Below are 16,458 nucleotides of genomic sequence, written 5' to 3'. Positions count from 1 at the left end.
TCATGACGGAGGGGGCCCGACCATATGCTTGGCCACCTTTTTGAGGTATTCTGAGCCCGTTTTTTTCTATCCGCAGGATCCCTGACATGAAAGTAGCTCCCCTGAGCGTGGTTACGCTGGAATACACAGTCACTGACGAACATGGTGAAGTCATCGACACCACTGTCGGTAAAGAGCCTCTGGTGTATCTGCACGGTACCCGTTATCTGGTCTCTGGCCTCGAAGCCGAGCTGGAAGGCCGTAGCGTGGGTGAGGCGTTCGACCTTACTCTGGCACCGAGCCAGGCCTATGGCGAATACGACGAAACCCTGGTGCAAGAAGTACCTGGCGAGTTGTTTGACGGCATGGAAGTGTCTGAAGGGGATACTTTTGTGGCCGAGACTGACGATGGTCACCGTCCGGTTACCGTCATTGAAGTGTCCGAAGCGTTCGTCAAGGTGGATGGCAACCATCCGCTGGCTGGCGTGACCCTGGGCTTCAAGGTCGAGATCAAGGACGTCCGTGCTGCCACTGCCGAAGAGCTGGCTCACGGCCACGTTCACGGTGCCGGTGGTTGTGGTCACGATCATGGTCACGACCATGACCACGATCACGGCCATGAGCACGGTGGTTGCTGCGGTGGTGGCCACGATCACGGTCATGACCATGGCGATGAGCAGGGTCATGGCGGTTGCTGCGGTGGCGGCGGCTGCGGTGGCAAGGGTCACCAGCACTGATCTGTGCCCCGGGCCTGGCCCGATAAAAAACCCGCGTTTATCGCGGGTTTTTTTATGGTGCCGAGACAACCGCTCAGTAGTGAGGGGGCGGCGTCTCTTCGGCCATGCTGGCAATCTGGCTAGGTTGTACGCTTTGCAGTTTATCTACCAGCAGCTGGATCTGGTGCTTGAGTCGATCCAGCTCACGGCCCTGGGTGGTGACCTCGTCGTTGAGCTGTTCCACCGTGTATTCGGCGAAGGCGAGACGGCTTTCCAGGGTTTCGATGCGATCGTTAAGTTGCTGACTCATGGGCCTTTAGGTCCTTACTTGATAGTCCAGATTTCGGCCAGACCACTGGAACTGGCGCTGACAAGGTGACTATTGTCGCGCAAAGCCACGCCGTAGACCACTGCACTCGGCGGTTTCACCTTGGGATGGGGTGAGACGAGCCAGCTTTGCAGCTGGGTGCCATCGCTCACCTGCCACAGGGAAAGCTGGCGGGAGGGGGCGCCCGTGATGAGCCATTTGCCGTCGTTGACGAAGCGGGCACTGGTGTAGACCTCGAAGCGGTGCGCGAACTGCAACCGGCTCACCTCCTTGCCTGTCTTGAGATCCCAGATGCTGGCCTGGCGGCTGTCCGCTGTGAAGGCGAAACGGCCCTGGGGATCGAGCCTTGCCATCACCACCCGACCAGCGTGGTTGAAACGCCATACCACCTGACCTGAGCGGGTATCCCACAGATAGGCGCTGTAGTCGTTGCCGCCGGTGAGGGCGTAGCGACCATTGGCGGAGAGATCCACCGTATTGACCTGCTCGGTGTGGCCGAGAAATTGCAGCCGGCGGCCGCTCCGGGTATCGACCACCTCCGCCTTGCCATCTTCACGCCCGATCAGCACCTGGCGGCCATTGGCCGACAGCGCTATGTCCCTCAGTTTGGATTCAGGTAGCGAGTAGTAGCCTTGGGACTGGCCATCTTGCAGGCGCCAGATGGCGAAGGTATCCAGGGTGGCGGTCACCGCATGGCTGTTGTCTGCCGAGAAGCGGGTAACGATGACGAAGTTGTCCTGATTGTCTGACTGGCGCCAGCGCCAGCGCTCCTTGCCCTGTTCCAGGTCCCACACGACAGTGCCCTGTCCCAGGCTGGAGACGATGGCCTGCTTGCCATCGCTGGCAAGGTCTGCACTCAGCAGACCCTGATTGGCGAGTGTGACTTGTTGGCCCGGCCGGGAGCTCTGCTCGCAACCGGTCAGTATCAGACAAATACCGATGAGATAAATGGCACTTTTTATCATTTTTCCTGTCTCATGCTTTCGTTACCTGCGATCACGGCGTTAGTATAAGGCGCTTATCACGATAAACCTCTCATTTCACGAAGGAACCGAGAGCGGTATTTAGAGTTTTGGAGAAACTGATGAACAATTTTCTGAAGGTGTCCCTGTTGGCTGCGGCGGTTGCCGTGAGTCTGACTGCTTGCCAAAAAGATGAGAAGCCGGCTGCGAACAACGCAGAGGTCAAGGCAGAAGCCAGCAAGCCGGCAGAGGCCCCCAAGGCTGATGCCAAGAGCTTTGAAGAGCAATCCGGCTATGCAATTGGCCTCTCCATGGGTCGTTATATCGCCAATACCCTGGAACGTCAGCAGGAACTCGGCATCAAACTGGACAACAGCGTCATCCTCAAGGGTGTGACCGACGGTCTGGGTAAAGAAGCCAGCATGACTGACGAGGAGATCCAGAAGGTTCTGCAGCAGTACGATGCCAAGATCAACGAGTTGACCAAGGCCAAGGCTGACAAGGATGCCGTGGATAACCAGAAGAAGGGTGAAGAGTACCTGACTGCCAACGCCAAGAAAGAAGGTGTGAAGAGCACCGAATCTGGTCTGCAGTATCTGGTCGAGAAGATGGGTGACGGCGCCAAGCCGAAAGCCACTGACATCGTCAAGGTTCACTATACCGGTACCCTGACCGACGGCACCAAGTTCGACAGCTCCGTCGATCGCGGTGAGCCCGCTACCTTCCCGCTCAACCAGGTTATCCCTGGCTGGACCGAAGGCGTGCAGCTGATGCCGGTCGGTTCCAAGTTCAAGTTCTTCCTGCCGTCCAAGCTGGCTTATGGCGAGCACGGTGCAGGTTCCATCCCGGCCAATGCCGTGCTGGTGTTCGATGTTGAGCTGCTGGCTATCGAGAAGCCGGCTGCTGATGGCGACAACGCCAAGAAGTAAGCGCCCATCGTTGAAAAAACGGCTCCTTCGGGAGCCGTTTTTACTTGTATCTCCCTGCGAATGGCGGGATAAAAGAGAGGCTGCGCCAGCTGTGGTAACATGGCGGGCAAGACCTGAAATAGACAACGAAATCAATCGCAAGGATGGCTCCCGTGGCTGAAAGCAAACCTCGAGTCCTGTTGGTGGAAGATACCCGCAGTCTGGCGGTGGTTTATGAACAGTATCTGGCCCAGGATGGCTATGAGGTGCTGTTGGCCGATTGTGGTCAGCAGGCGTTGGCGCAGCTGCTGACCAGTCCGCCACCTGTGGTACTGCTCGACCTTGAACTGCCCGACATGTCCGGCATGGACATTTTGCAGCAGATCACCGAACAGCAGTTGCCCTGTTCCGTGGTGGTGATCACCGCTCACGGCTCCGTGGATGTGGCGGTGGAGGCGATGCGCCTCGGTGCCTTCGACTTTCTGACCAAACCGTTTGACGGCAAGCGGCTCTGTGCCACTGCCCGCAATGCCCTGAAACATCAGCAACTCAGTTCGCTGGTGGCCCAGTATCGGGAGAATTTCGAACGCAGCTCGTTCGCCGGTTTTATTGGTGCCTCCATGCCGATGCAGGCCGTCTATCGCATCATAGAGAGCGCGGCGCCGAGCAAGGCGACCGTCTTCATCACGGGGGAGAGCGGCACCGGCAAGGAGGTGTGCGCAGAGGCCATTCACCAGTGCAGCCCGCGCAGCGAGCAACCCTTCATAGCGCTCAACTGCGCCGCCATTCCCCATGACCTGATGGAGAGCGAGATCTTCGGTCACGTCAAGGGCTCCTTCACCGGCGCCCAGGGGGATCGCAAGGGGGCGGCCAGTCTGGCTGATGGCGGTACCCTGTTCCTGGACGAGATCTGCGAGATGGATCTCGACCTGCAGAGCAAGCTGCTGCGTTTCATCCAGACCGGCACCCTGCAACGGGTCGGCAGCGGCAAGCTGGAGACGGTGGATGTGCGCTTTGTCTGCGCCACCAACCGGGATCCGCTGGTGGAGGTGAAGGCGGGGCGTTTTCGTGAAGATCTTTACTACCGCCTGCACGTGATCCCGCTGAGCCTGCCACCGCTGCGCGAGCGCGGCGAGGATATACTGCTGCTGGCGCGTAACCTGTTGCAGAGCTACGCAAAGGAAGAGAACAAGCGCTTCAAGGATTTCGATGTGGAGGCGGCGCGGGTGCTGCTCGATTACCCCTGGCCTGGCAACGTGCGCGAGCTGCAAAACGTGGTGCGCAACATAGTGGTGCTCAACGACAGAGAGCTGGTGAGTCCTGACATCTTGCCACCGCCGCTGAATGGCAGTCGGGGTAGCATGCTGGCCGCGACAGCGCCGCTGGCCACTGCTGGCAGTGCCACCTTGCCTTCTTTCAACGCGCCGATACGCCCGCTCTGGCTGGTGGAAAAAGAGACCATAGAGCAGGCTATCGCCAGTTGTGACGGCAACATCCCCAAGGCAGCGGCACTGCTGGAGATCAGTCCCTCCACCATCTATCGCAAAAAGCAGGGCTGGGAAGAGACGAGTCTGGCCTGAGCAGGGGACTGAGGCCGCGCCTGTCTAGAGCTTGGCCAGCTGCTTGAGTCTGGCCAGTCGCTCCGCCTCGTTGGCCTTGAACCAGCGATCCTGTGACAGCAGAAACCAGGCGCGGGAGAAGTATTCGGGCGCAGCCGGATCGTCCAGCACCAATGCATTCTCCCCCAGCTCCTCGAACAGATAGCCATCCTCCGGCTCGCCGGCCTCTGTCATCTCCAGCTGCAGCTGCTTCAGCTCGGCCAGCGCCTGCTCGTGCAACCCCTGTGCCCGGGTCAGTCGCGCCAGACTCCAGCGGGCGATGAAGGCCTTGGCCGTATTGTTATGTTGTTCGTGCCAGGCTAGACACTTTTGCTGGAATACTCTGGCTTCATCAAAGCGTCCCAGCTCGAACAGGGTCCAGCCCTGATTGTTGTAGAGGCTGGCGAGCCAACCGCGCACCTTTTCATCCTGGCTGCGTTCCGCCAGCTCCATTGCCAGCTGATGCCAGCGGCTCTGCTCCTCCAGTGGCGCGGCTATGGCTATCATGTGTGCCGCATCGATGGCCAGATAGAGCTCCTTGCTCTTGAGCCCCAACTGCCAGGCTTGTTCGAACAGGGTTCTGGCAGTGGCTTTTTCGCCGGCGGAGTTGAAGGTGCGGCCGCGCTCCAGCAGGGCGCGAAGGCGGGCTCGCGGGGTGGCATCGGTGAGGCGGGGTTCTATCTCGTCGAGCAGCTGGTGGGCTTCGGCAAACTGGCGCAGCAGGGAATGGGTGCGGGCGATCTGGGTCAGCAACTCCAGCTCGAGTTGCAGGTTGGCTGCCGTACGCGCCTCGGGAAGAAGTGCATGAAAACGCAGGGCACTGGCGGCGGGATCCTGATAATTCCACTGCGCCATGAAATCGGGTGACTTGTCCATCTGGCCTCCTTGCCGGTGATATTGTCACCAATATGCCTACGGGCCATTGTTTGTACAAGGGACGCCCGTCACAGAGAGCCCCTTGAGTCATGTCAACGCCAGCAGCCAGCCGATCAGTAAACCATGGCGAGGCTCATCAGCATCAAGCCGAGGGCGGCGAAGGCACCCTCCTTGATGGCCAGACGCGGCACCAGCGCCTTGGGCAGGGCCGGAAACAGGGTCAGGGCAAAACCAAGCCCGGGCATCAGCCAGTGAAAGGCCGGGCTGCGCAGGGCGGGATCGGCGGCGCCGTTGATCACTATGAGCAGGATGAACAGAGTGAAGGCGGGCAGGATAAACCAGCGGGCACTGCCGGCGGCGACGGCTCGCAGCGGAGAGATGCGATAGAGCACCAGGGTCACGATAAACAGCACCAGGGGTGCCAGCAGATAGAAGGGGGCCGGGTTCATGGCAAGTCTCCAGACGACAAGAGGCGGGATTTAATCAGTCGGAAGGGAAGATGACCAGCATGCTGCCCCCAGCCTGTGAAGAGGATCCCAGGTAAAGGTTTGCGCGCTCAGTGCAACCCGAACCAGGCAGCGGCAAAGCCAACCCAGCTCAGCAGCAACAGGATCCAGGGCAGAGGATGCTGGCGGGAGACCTCGACAAGCTCAATGTCGCCCTCCTCCTCATGTCCGGCTTGCGGCTGCTGTTTTGCCTTGGTTTGCAACTTCTTCTGGCGACTGGCCTCGCGAGCCCGTGCCTTCATCTGCTTCTTGTATTCGTCTATGCCTTTCTGGATCCCCTGGGCGATCAGCTGGGTCTGTTCTTTGGTCTGTCCCGGCTTCTGGTTGGCGCGAGCAATTTTCTGCGCCTCTTGCTGGGTCTCGGGGGAAATCTTGTCGTATTTGGCCATCAAACATTCTCCTCGGCATCGATGGGCGGGGAGTATGCCATAAAAACGGCGCCCTCAGGCGCCGTTGCAATAGCGTGTGAGCCTGATCAGGGCTTGAAGTAGGTCACGGTCGCATAGGGCAGTGGATTGAGGGTGCCCTGGGACTCGGCATACTCCATGAACATCTCGTTCTCACCGACGCCAGAGTCGACGTAGTCACCCTTGTTGGGCAGCTCTTCGCGCTTGAGCAGGCCGTTGTAGCCATCCTTGCCGGAGGCGATATAGGTGTTGGCACCGACACGGTACACCTTGTCGTCGTCCAGCGGCTGCCACTGGCCGTTGGCGTCCAGCAGCTCCAGCTTGGTGATGCGGGAACCCTTGGCCAGTTTGCCATCATAGGTGTAGCTCAGGTGGCCGACGTAAGGGAAAGCACCGCTGGAGGCGCCGATCCCGGTCTCGTGGCCGATGGAATAGTCAACGGCGTACTCCAGAGTGGCGCGCACGTCCTTGCCCTTGAGGTTGAAGGCGGCGATCTTGTTGCCAAACGGCAGCAAGGTGCCCATCACGTAACCGACGGAGAGCGGGCCCGCGTTCACATCGGCGCGCACACCACCGGCGTTCTGGATGGTGAAGTCCACCTTGGTATTGAGTTTGTTGAGCTTCCAGTAGAGGGATTCGGCCACCAGGGGATCGATCAGACCCGCGCCATCCGGGGTGGCCGGCACGCGCACATGGGGCAACTTGGTCGGCACGTCGGCGATGATCTTGGCCTCGAGCTCGGCCACGGCCGGTTTGTACTCTGTGTCGATCACATCGCGCATGGCGGTGTTCTCCGGCACGATTTCGATGACGGGTGACTTGGTGATGAAGTCGACCACATTGGTCTGCTCGCTGCCACTCAGGGGCTCTTTCTTCTTGGCCACGTCCTTGGTGAAATCGTCGCCCGTCATCAGGGTATTGCGCCCCTCACACTTGGTGATCTGGCCTTCCTTGCTCAGGGAGACATTGACCAGGCCATAGCCTTTGGCCCATTCACCGGCCTGCACGATACAGGTCTTGCCACCGTCCGGATTGCCGACCAGCTGGGCATAGGTGTTGTCGTCGTCCGGATTCTGGTTGTGGGCCGTGTAGCCTATGGTGTTGATCTCGTTGATGTCGCCGAGGAAGGTCTGGGAGTGACCGCCGACAATCAGGTCGATACCGTTGACCGCCTTGGCGACGGCCTGGTCATTTTGCAGACCGATATGGGTGACCATGATGATCTTGTTGGCGCCTTTTGACTTGAGGGTGTCGACCATTTTCTGGGCGGTTTCAATCATCGGCAGGAATTGGGTATCGGTATCCGGTGAAGAGATATCATGCATATTTTCCAGCACCAGCCCGAAAATACCCACGCTCTCGCCATTTATTTCTTTAATGACATATTCATGAATATTTTCACTGTCTTTCAGGGTGGCGCTACTGGATTTCACCATGTTGGAAGCCAATACAGGGAAATTCACCCGTGAGACGAAATCTTTAATGGCCTGATTGCCCAAATCAAATTCGTGGTTGCCCAGCACCATGGCATCGATACCCATGTCGGAGAGCAGGCGAGACTCCTCTTCCCCCTTGAACTGGGTGAAGTAGAGAGTGCCCTGGAAGGCATCACCACCGTTGAGCACCATGAAGTTGCGGCCTTCATTGGCGGCCTGGCTGCGTAGCTCGTCCAGCTTGAACTTCAGACGGGGATAGCCGCCCAGTTTGGCGTAGAATTTGAACAGCTCCTGGCCGGTGGGCTGGATGGCCAGCGCATTTTCGGTCGGGTCGAGGTGGGCGTGGGTATCATTGATATGGGCAATGGTCAGATCCAGCGGAATATGCTCCTTGCTGCTGTTTTCTGAATTGCAGGCGGTCAGCCCGAGCAGAGTAATAGAGACGGTGACGGCCAGTAACGTCTTCTTCATTGGTAATAATCCTCTTGTTGTTATTGTCCTGTATATCGTTCCTGTATGACAGGAGTGTGGCGATTCTAGGCAAAAAGCAGTAATTGGAAATAAAGAGAGCTGATTCCTTTGAGCTACTGCACATTAATAAAGCAAACAAACGTTTGCCAGATTGTTTAACGCCATTGCCACAGACTAATGACAAGTTTCACATTGTTGCATCGGCACCCGAGCGTCGCTGAGGGATCATGCCGCTTGATAGGGGTCTGTCTGCTCCGGCACCGGGGCGGGCAGCAGCCGCAGGAACTGGGCCGGGGTGAGCGGACGGCCATAGAGGTAGCCTTGCAGGTAGTTGACGTTGCGCTCTGTCAGGAAGTCAGCCTGCTCCTGGGTTTCGACCCCTTCGGCGACGGTTTCCAGTCCCAGCCGGGTGGCCAGACTGATGGTGCTGTCAAGAATATGACGAGAGAGGGCATTGGTGCCTATCATGGCGACGAAGCTCTGGTCGATCTTGAGGTAGTCCACGTGAAACTGTTGCAGATAGGTGAGGCTGGAGTGGCCTGTGCCAAAGTCGTCCAGACCTATCTTGACCCCCATCTGGCGCAGCTCGCCGAATAGCTGGTCGGTCAGTTGGCAGGGGGTGATCAGTTCCCGCTCGGTCAGCTCCAGCACCAGCGTGACCGGATTGCTGGCGAAGGCAGCCAGGAATCGGCGGCAGTCGTCGATCAGGCTCATCTCTTGGCAGTGCTGGGCACAGATGTTGAAACCGAAGTGAAAGCTGGGCGGCAGTTGCGCCACATGGGGGGCAAACTCCAGACGAACCTGCTGCATCAGGGTCTGGGTCATCAGTATGATGAGGCCGCTCTCCTCCGCCAGCGGGATGAAGAGATCCGGCCGGATCAACCCCTGACGATGGTGCTGCCAGCGCATCAGCACCTCGCAGCCATGGAGCTGACCGCTCTTGCTGTAAACGATGGGTTGCAGGTAGGGAATGAACTCCTGCTTGATGATGGCGCGCTTGAGCTCCTGGGTCGGGGTGGAGATATGGCTCCACCAGCGATAGGTGGCAAGGCCGGCCAGCCCGCCCAGAGTCAGGATCAAGATGATGACGGTGCTCTGCTTTTTCAGCGTGAGCAGCAACACGGCTTCCAGCGGGAATCCCTGATTGAGGCTGTAGCCGAATACCGTCGAACTGAGCGGGTAGTTGAACCCCCGAAAAACAGGGGCGATACCGTTGTGGATCCGGCCTTTGATATCGAGCCACTGCTCACCTATCTGCACCCAGCTGTTGGGCCCGCCAAGTCGCCATTGCAGCGGTTTGCTCAGGTGGTAGGGGTTGATGGCAACCACTACCCCATGATCGCCTTCGCTCAGGCGATAGAACAGCAGCGAGGGCTTGAGTCCGAGCCGGGTGACGGCTTTGAGCTTGAGCTGCTGGTGCTGGCCGTTTTGCAGCTCATCTTTCAGGTTGATCTCGTCGAAGATGGAAGAGCAGTAGAGGCGACCATGGCGTGAGAGGTTGACCGAGCGTACATAGGGGGAGGTGGCAACCAGTACTCTCAGCTCGCGGGCAACCTCGTGACAGGGGCGGCCCACCAGCGGCAGTGCGGCCCGGGCCGCCTGGGTAGAGTGGTAGAGGGCGCTGTCTATCTGCACCATGGCACGCTCGGCGGCATTTTGCGCCTGCTGGCGGGTCATGGACCAGGTCTGCCAATAGAGAGTGGCGAGGGAAACCAGGATCAGGGTTGCGCAGCACAGCAGGCTGGCCAGCAAACGAGGCATGTTGCCGCTACGCAGAAAAGAGAGAGCCATGAACCACGCCTCGGTGAACGGAAATTGAACAAAAAAAGGGCGGTCATACTACACAATCACGAACCATTCTCATAGCGACCATATTGAGGGGCTGTGGCTGGACTTGCAGGGGAGGGGGTTGGAGAGGGCACGCAGGGAGTTAAAAATAACAGAGGCGGCCTTGGGCCGCCTCTGTTGTCTTCGCAGGATAAAGAGCGTTTACAGCTGCTCGATACCGACAATGTGCCAGGGTGCATTGTCCTTGGCCAGGTTACGTTCGAGGTGCCACACCTCTTTGATGTCTTCCTCGACCTGCTCCTGACGGTCCATGTAGCGGCCGCTGAAGCGTACGCTGACCTGGGCCCAGTCGCTGCCGTAGTCGGCACGCACCAGCTGGGTATCCACATACATGACTTCGGTATGCTGCTCGCCGGTCAGCTCTGCGCGTTCGGCTTTGAGCTGTTCGAACAACTCAGGGCTCACATACTCACGCACTTTTTCCAAGTCGTTTGCGTTCCAGGCTTCTTGCAGGGTGCGATAGTGATCGCGTGCACCGGACAGGAAACTGTTCATGTCAAAACCTGGCGGCAGACGGAACGGCACGTCGCTGTCGGCAAAGCCGGTCGCTTGCGGCGCACTGCTGCTCTGTTCGAACTGCTGCGGCGCAGCCGATGGCGGCTGATAGCCGGCGTAGGCCGTCTGTGGTTGAGGCGAGGGGGCCTTGCTCTTGCGCATGGCGCGGAACAGGAAGACAGCACCCAACGCCAGCAGCGCGATCAGCAGCATGTCCATGCCTTGCAGACCTTCGAAGGCGCCGCTACCCAGCAGGTAAGCGAACAGACCACCGGCCAGCAGGCCGCCGAGCAGGCCGCCCATCATGCCGCCTTTCTTCGGTGCGGCCTGAGCCCCGACCGCCGGGTTCTTGGTGTCGACGGGTTTGGCCGCCGGTTGGGCCGGAGCTGTTTTGTAGCTCTTGCCAAAGGATTTACCGCCGCCAAATTTCTTGGCCTCGGCAATGGGTGCCCCCAGGCCAATGGCCAGGATAACGGCAAACAGGGTCAGCATCTTTTTCATTTTGACTCTTTTCACTCTCATCAGTGGATGGGGACATGGTCTGCTTTAGCAAGCTCAGCGAGGTGCATGACAGGCTGCCTGTCCCTCGTTGTAGTGCAGCTTGCGACTATGATTAACATCGTTGGCATGAATTATTCATGAACAGATTACACCCCATTCCGGGGCAATCAGAGGAGAGAATGGCAATGAAAAATCGACGACCAAGCCGCAAGGAGCGCAAGCTGCGCAACAAAACGAGAGCCAAGCAGCAGGATCAGACCCTGGTCTGGCCCTTCATCATGGTATGAGACAGCGGCATATTTCATCAGCAAGCGGCGCCATTGACCATCAGGAGGGCGCTTGTGTCAGACAGAAGTGAATAGCGTGCATTAGCACTCGCGATGGCGGGGTTTCTTTTGTAAAATTCCCGTCCCCTTCCCGCTGCGGTTTTTATGTGTATGGCAGAGCAAGTGACGGCGAAAAAAGACGCCAAGACACAACAGCTGAAAGTTCCTCCCCACTCTTTTGAGGCCGAACAGTCCGTACTGGGCGGCCTGATGCTGGATAACGAGGCCTGGGATCGGGTTGCCGAACGGGTGATCGACAAGGATTTCTACAGCCGCCCTCACCGGCTGATCTTCCAGGCCATGACCCGCCTCTCCAACGCGGGCAATCCCATCGATCTCATCACGCTGCAAGAGGAGCTGGAGCGCTCGGAGCAGCTGGAGGAGTCCGGTGGTTTCGCCTATCTGGTGGAGATCGCCAAGAACACCCCGAGTGCCGCCAACATCAATGCCTACGCCGAAATCGTGCGTGAGCGGGCAGTTGTGCGGGAGATGATCTCGGTCGCCAACGAGATAGTCGAAGCTGGCTACGAGCCGCAGGGGCGCACCTCCGGCGATCTGCTGGATCTGGCCGAGAGCAAGGTGTTCCAGATCGCCGAGCAGCGTACCAGCGCCAACGAGGGGCCGCAGCCGCTCAAGCTGATCCTCGAGCAGACGGTCGACAAGATTGAAGAGCTGTTCAAGACCCCCCACAACGGCGTGACCGGGGTCTCCAGCGGTTACGGGGATCTGGACAAGATGACCGCAGGTCTGCAGCGTTCGGACTTGATCATAGTTGCGGCTCGTCCCTCCATGGGCAAGACCACCTTTGCCATGAACCTGTGCGAGCACGCGGCCCTCACCGCCGAGAAACCGGTACTCATCTTCTCGCTGGAGATGCCCTCCGAGCAGATCATCATGCGTATGCTCGCCTCGGTCGGGCGCATCGACCAGACCAAGGTGCGTACCGGTCAGCTTGACGACGAGGATTGGGCACGCCTCTCCTCCACCATGGGATTGCTGCTCGAGAAGGGCAAGATGTATATCGATGACGCCTCCGGCCTCACCCCGACCGACGTGCGCTCCCGCGCCCGCCGCATCGCCCGTGAGCACGGCGGCCTATCCATGATCATGATCGACTACTTGCAGCTGATGCGGGTGCCCGCGCTCTCCGATAACCGGACCCTGGAGATAGGTGAAATCTCCCGCTCCCTCAAGGCGCTGGCAAAAGAGTTGCAGTGCCCTGTGGTGGCGCTCTCCCAGCTAAACCGAAGCCTGGAACAGCGTGCGGACAAGCGCCCGGTCAACTCGGATCTGCGGGAATCCGGCTCCATCGAGCAGGACGCGGATTTGATCATGTTTATCTACCGTGATGAGGTGTATCACGATGACAGCCCTGACAAGGGGATTGCCGAGATCATCATCGGCAAGCAGCGTAACGGCCCCATCGGCCGGGTACGCCTCACCTTCCAGGGCCAGTTCTCCCGGTTCGACAACTATGCCGGCCCGGCGTTTGATGACGACTATTGATGAAAAACCGTGGTGATGGCGGATTAGATACCACCACGAAAGCCCTGAAAGGTAGCCGAGTTCTCATCGGTCAACCGCGTAACGGTGCCAATAGGGCCGGGTGCGACTCACCTTCCAGGGTCAGTTCTCCCGGTTCGACAACTACGCCGGTCCGTCGTTTGATGACGATTACTAAGTAGGGAGCGATCTACGCACCCATATCGCTGCCTGGGTCCCTCCAGATCCAAGACACAGTTTTCCCGGTTCGACAATTATGCCGGTCCGGCCTTCGATGATGACAATTAAGGGCTGACACCACACGGTGCCTGGTGCATTCACGCGCCATCATGCCCTCGTAAGGGAAAACAGATGAAAGCGGCTATTGCCCAAATCAATACAGCGGCCCTGCGCCACAACCTCGCCGTGGTCAAACGGCATGCCCCCGATTGCAAGATCATTGCCGTGGTCAAGGCCAATGCCTATGGCCATGGTCTGTTGCCGGTTGCCCGCACCCTGGTGGATGCGGATGCCTACGCAGTGGCCCGCATCGAAGAGGCGCTGATGCTGCGCTCCTGCGCAGTGGTCAAGCCCATAGTGCTGCTGGAAGGCTTCTTCTCGAGCGCCGATCTGCCGGTGCTGGCGGCCAACAATTTGCAAACGGCGGTGCACACCTGGGAGCAGCTCGAAGCGCTGGAGCAGGCCGAACTGCCGGCTCCTGTGGTGGCCTGGCTCAAGCTCGACACCGGCATGCACCGGCTCGGGGTGCGCGCCGATGAGATGCCCGCCTTTATCGCGCGTCTGGCCAAGTGCAAGAACGTGGTGCAGCCGTTCAACATCATGACTCACTTCAGCCGCTCAGATGAGCTCGAACAATCGACCACCCGCGAGCAGATCGACTTGTTCAGTCGCCTCACGGCGCCGCTTTTGGGCGAGCGGGCCATGGCGAACTCGGCGGGGATCCTGGCCTGGCCCGATTCCCACTGCGACTGGGTGCGTCCCGGCGTCATCCTGTACGGCGTATCCCCCTTCCCCAATACGGTGGCGGCGGATTACGACCTGCAGCCTGTGATGACCCTCAAGACCCAGCTTATTGCGGTGCGGGATCACAAGGCAGGCGAGCCGGTGGGCTATGGCGCCAACTGGGTGTCGGACCGGGATACCCGGCTCGGCGTCATCGCCATCGGCTACGGCGATGGCTATCCGCGCATGGCGCCCAACGGCACTTCTGTGCTGGTCAATGGCCGCATAGTGCCGCTGGTGGGCCGTGTCTCCATGGACATGACCACAGTGGATCTGGGACCGGGTGCCACCGACAAGGCCGGCGACGAAGCCGTGCTCTGGGGTGAGGGACTGCCGGTGGAGCGGGTCGCCGACGAGATTGGCACCATCCCCTACGAGCTCATCACCAAGCTTACTTCCCGGGTCTTTATGGAATACGTCTAGGTTCGGCCAGCACCAAACGTAAAAAAGCCCCGTCAGGGGCTTTTTTTCGACAACATGCCGGCAATTACTACCGATGCATCCGCACAAACTTCTCCAGCAACTGCTCTTCGGTTTCCACGTGGGCGAGATCCCGGATGATGCAGTCTATGAGTAGCAGGCGCTACTGCCGGTGCATCCGCACAAACTTCTCCAGCAACTGCTCTTCGGTTTCCACGTGGGCGGGATCCCAGATGATGCAATCGATGGGGCAGACGCTGATGCAGGTCGGCTTCTCATAGTGACCGACGCACTCGGTGCAGCGACTGGGGTCTATCTCGTAGATCTCCTCCCCCAGGCTGATGGCCTGGTTCGGACACTCGGGATCGCACATGTCACAGTTGATGCACTTGTCGGTGATGAGCAGGGACATATCAGGCCGCCGAGTGCGGCTGACGGGTGTCCTGGCGATCGCCGAGGTTGCGCAGCAGTATGCCGTAGTTGATGTCGATCTCTTTGGGGACTGGCACATAGACAACGTGGCCGTTGCCCGGCGCCGTGTCGATGAGCTCGCCCTTGCGGTTCTGCATCTGCTCCAGATTGAAGCTGACGTTGCCTTGCGGCGTCATCAGCTCCAGGCTGTTGCCCACCAGGAACTTGTTCTTCACTTCCACTTCCACCATGTCGCCCTGGCGACCGGTGATCTCGCCGACGAACTGCTGGGTGTCGGAGACCGAGTAGCCGTAATCGTAGTTCTGGTACTCGCTGTGGTTGTGGCGGCGCAGGAAGCCCTCGGTGTAGCCACGGTGGGCCAGATTTTCGAGGGTGCCCATCAGGGTCGGATCGAACGGACGACCGGCGACTGCGTCGTCGATGGCCTTGCGATAGACCTGGGCGGTGCGGGCGCAGTAGTAGAAGGACTTGGTGCGGCCTTCAATTTTCAGCGAATGCACCCCCATCTTGGTCAGGCGCTCCACGTGCTCGACGGCTCGCAGATCCTTGGAGTTCATGATGTAGGTGCCGTGCTCGTCCTCGAACGCCGTCATGTATTCACCGGGACGGTTGGACTCTTCCAGCAGCACCAGGGCATCGCTCGGCTTGCCGAGCCCCAGGGTATTGTCCGGGCGAACTGCGATGGGCTCCTGACGGTGGACTATCTGGCCCACGTCATCTTCCTTGCCCTCGTGCACCTTGTACTCCCAGCGGCAGGAGTTGGTGCAGGTGCCCTGGTTGGGGTCGCGCTTGTTGATGTAACCGGACAGCAGGCAGCGGCCCGAATAGGCCATGCACAGGGCGCCGTGGACGAAGACTTCCAGCTCCATCTCCGGCACCTGCATGCGGATCTCTTCGATCTCGTCAAGCGACAACTCGCGCGACAGGATGGCACGGGTCAGGCCCATCTGATGCCAAAACTTCACCGTCGCCCAGTTGACCGCGTTGGCCTGCACCGAGAGGTGAATGGGCATCTCCGGGAAGGCTTCACGCATCATCATGATGAGGCCCGGGTCTGACATGATCAGCGCATCCGGCTTCATCTCCACCACGGGACGCATGTCACGGATAAAGGTCTTGAGCTTGGAGTTGTGGGGCTGGATGTTGGCCACCACATAGAACTGCTTGCCCAACGCGTGGGCCTCGTTGATGCCGAGCTGCAGATTCTCGTGATCGAATTCGTTGTTACGCACCCGCAGGCTGTAGCGTGGCTGACCCGCATAGACGGCGTCGGCGCCATAGGCATAGGCGTAACGCATATTCTTGAGGGTCCCGGCGGGGGAGAGCAATTCTGGTCTGAACATGTTGGACTCTTAGTATCTGATTGCAAATCAGGACGACTCTACCTAATAGAGTCTAATAAACAATAACTTAACGCACTTTTCTTTGTGTGTATAGTCGTGTGTAGTTGGGGATTCCCAACACGTCAAGATTTTACCACCAAACCAAGCTGCCAGCCACGCGCACCGCTTTGCTGAGTTGATTTAAGGTGCACAACCGCGAGCAGAGAGGAAGATCGCAAAACAATATGGGGACATATCAGCTGCTCTCTATAGAGGGTCATCCTGATTCATCAGTTCATCGTGACTGACAGCGGATGAGCTATTTGGAAAGGGTTAACTCGTGGATTCGAAATCAATAGACGACACTATGGGCCTCATGCAGCACATGCTGCAAAATCACAAGATCCTTCCGAAAAGAAAAT

Annotated in this window: 15 protein-coding genes and 1 pseudogene; 5 read left to right on the top strand and 11 right to left on the bottom strand. The window is 58.9% G+C overall.

The window, feature by feature from the left end; translation table 11 throughout:
* Nucleotides 1-86 precede the first annotated feature (86 nt).
* A complete protein-coding gene (locus GWQ27_RS01630; protein WP_275906521.1) occupies nucleotides 87-716 on the top strand; it encodes a peptidylprolyl isomerase in 630 nt (209 codons plus the stop codon).
* Nucleotides 717-789: 73 nt separating this feature from the next.
* On the opposite strand, the gene GWQ27_RS01625 is transcribed toward GWQ27_RS01630, so the two are convergent.
* Both GWQ27_RS01625 and GWQ27_RS01620 read right to left on the bottom strand, forming a co-directional pair.
* A complete protein-coding gene (locus GWQ27_RS01625; protein WP_005311800.1) occupies nucleotides 790-1,005 on the bottom strand; it encodes a SlyX family protein in 216 nt (71 codons plus the stop codon).
* 14 nt (nucleotides 1,006-1,019) lie between these two features.
* Nucleotides 1,020-1,988, bottom strand: coding sequence for a PQQ-binding-like beta-propeller repeat protein (locus GWQ27_RS01620; RefSeq protein ID WP_275906520.1), 969 nt, complete (start codon nucleotides 1,986-1,988; stop codon nucleotides 1,020-1,022).
* Between the two features lie 119 nt (nucleotides 1,989-2,107).
* Here GWQ27_RS01620 and fkpA point away from each other — a divergent pair, with 119 nt between their 5' ends.
* Both fkpA and GWQ27_RS01610 read left to right on the top strand, forming a co-directional pair.
* The gene (gene fkpA / locus GWQ27_RS01615) at nucleotides 2,108-2,914 is read left to right on the top strand and encodes an FKBP-type peptidyl-prolyl cis-trans isomerase (RefSeq protein ID WP_011899028.1); all 807 of its coding nucleotides are present in this window, start codon (nucleotides 2,108-2,110) and stop codon (nucleotides 2,912-2,914) included.
* 152 nt (nucleotides 2,915-3,066) lie between these two features.
* Entirely contained in the window at nucleotides 3,067-4,473 is a 1,407-nt protein-coding gene (locus tag GWQ27_RS01610; protein WP_058393571.1) for a sigma-54 dependent transcriptional regulator, read from the top strand.
* A 24-nt stretch (nucleotides 4,474-4,497) separates the two neighbouring features.
* On the opposite strand, the gene GWQ27_RS01605 is transcribed toward GWQ27_RS01610, so the two are convergent.
* The 6 genes from GWQ27_RS01605 to GWQ27_RS01580 all read right to left on the bottom strand — a co-directional run bounded on the left by GWQ27_RS01605 (nucleotide 4,498) and on the right by GWQ27_RS01580 (nucleotide 11,031).
* The gene (locus GWQ27_RS01605) at nucleotides 4,498-5,367 is read right to left on the bottom strand and encodes a tetratricopeptide repeat protein (protein ID WP_275906519.1); all 870 of its coding nucleotides are present in this window, start codon (nucleotides 5,365-5,367) and stop codon (nucleotides 4,498-4,500) included.
* A 113-nt stretch (nucleotides 5,368-5,480) separates the two neighbouring features.
* Nucleotides 5,481-5,816: a hypothetical protein gene (locus tag GWQ27_RS01600; protein ID WP_017412614.1), complete on the bottom strand. Its 336-nt coding sequence runs from the start codon at nucleotides 5,814-5,816 to the stop codon at nucleotides 5,481-5,483.
* Nucleotides 5,817-5,923: 107 nt separating this feature from the next.
* Nucleotides 5,924-6,262: a DUF2956 domain-containing protein gene (locus GWQ27_RS01595; RefSeq protein ID WP_005311811.1), complete on the bottom strand. Its 339-nt coding sequence runs from the start codon at nucleotides 6,260-6,262 to the stop codon at nucleotides 5,924-5,926.
* Nucleotides 6,263-6,348: 86 nt separating this feature from the next.
* A complete protein-coding gene (locus GWQ27_RS01590; RefSeq protein ID WP_021140908.1) occupies nucleotides 6,349-8,187 on the bottom strand; it encodes a 5'-nucleotidase C-terminal domain-containing protein in 1,839 nt (612 codons plus the stop codon).
* A gap of 225 nt (nucleotides 8,188-8,412) precedes the next feature.
* Nucleotides 8,413-9,978 (bottom strand): EAL domain-containing protein, encoded by a 1,566-nt coding sequence (locus tag GWQ27_RS01585; protein ID WP_159165702.1) that lies wholly within the window; start codon nucleotides 9,976-9,978, stop codon nucleotides 8,413-8,415.
* A gap of 198 nt (nucleotides 9,979-10,176) precedes the next feature.
* On the bottom strand, nucleotides 10,177-11,031 hold the full coding sequence (locus tag GWQ27_RS01580; RefSeq protein WP_021140910.1) for a TIM44-like domain-containing protein: 855 nt from the start codon (nucleotides 11,029-11,031) through the stop codon (nucleotides 10,177-10,179).
* A 437-nt stretch (nucleotides 11,032-11,468) separates the two neighbouring features.
* Between GWQ27_RS01580 and dnaB the strand changes: the two genes are divergently transcribed.
* Both dnaB and alr read left to right on the top strand, forming a co-directional pair.
* The gene (dnaB, locus tag GWQ27_RS01575; RefSeq protein ID WP_021140911.1) at nucleotides 11,469-12,863 is read left to right on the top strand and encodes a replicative DNA helicase; all 1,395 of its coding nucleotides are present in this window, start codon (nucleotides 11,469-11,471) and stop codon (nucleotides 12,861-12,863) included.
* A 348-nt stretch (nucleotides 12,864-13,211) separates the two neighbouring features.
* A complete protein-coding gene (alr, locus tag GWQ27_RS01570) occupies nucleotides 13,212-14,285 on the top strand; it encodes an alanine racemase (RefSeq protein WP_005311825.1) in 1,074 nt (357 codons plus the stop codon).
* A gap of 67 nt (nucleotides 14,286-14,352) precedes the next feature.
* Here the strand turns inward: alr and GWQ27_RS01565 are convergent.
* The 3 genes and pseudogenes from GWQ27_RS01565 to yegQ form a co-directional block, all read right to left on the bottom strand.
* Nucleotides 14,353-14,433, bottom strand: a pseudogene (locus GWQ27_RS01565) (ferredoxin); the annotation flags it as partial.
* A gap of 12 nt (nucleotides 14,434-14,445) precedes the next feature.
* Nucleotides 14,446-14,694, bottom strand: coding sequence for a YfhL family 4Fe-4S dicluster ferredoxin (locus GWQ27_RS01560; protein WP_021140912.1), 249 nt, complete (start codon nucleotides 14,692-14,694; stop codon nucleotides 14,446-14,448).
* A gap of 1 nt (nucleotide 14,695) precedes the next feature.
* On the bottom strand, nucleotides 14,696-16,057 hold the full coding sequence (gene yegQ / locus GWQ27_RS01555; RefSeq protein ID WP_021140913.1) for a tRNA 5-hydroxyuridine modification protein YegQ: 1,362 nt from the start codon (nucleotides 16,055-16,057) through the stop codon (nucleotides 14,696-14,698).
* Nucleotides 16,058-16,458 lie beyond the last annotated feature (401 nt).

It is taken from the genome of Aeromonas sp. 5HA1, from assembly GCF_029237245.1.
GTDB lineage: Bacteria > Pseudomonadota > Gammaproteobacteria > Enterobacterales > Aeromonadaceae > Aeromonas > Aeromonas salmonicida.
This window is presented reverse-complemented; position numbering and strand designations above follow the sequence as displayed.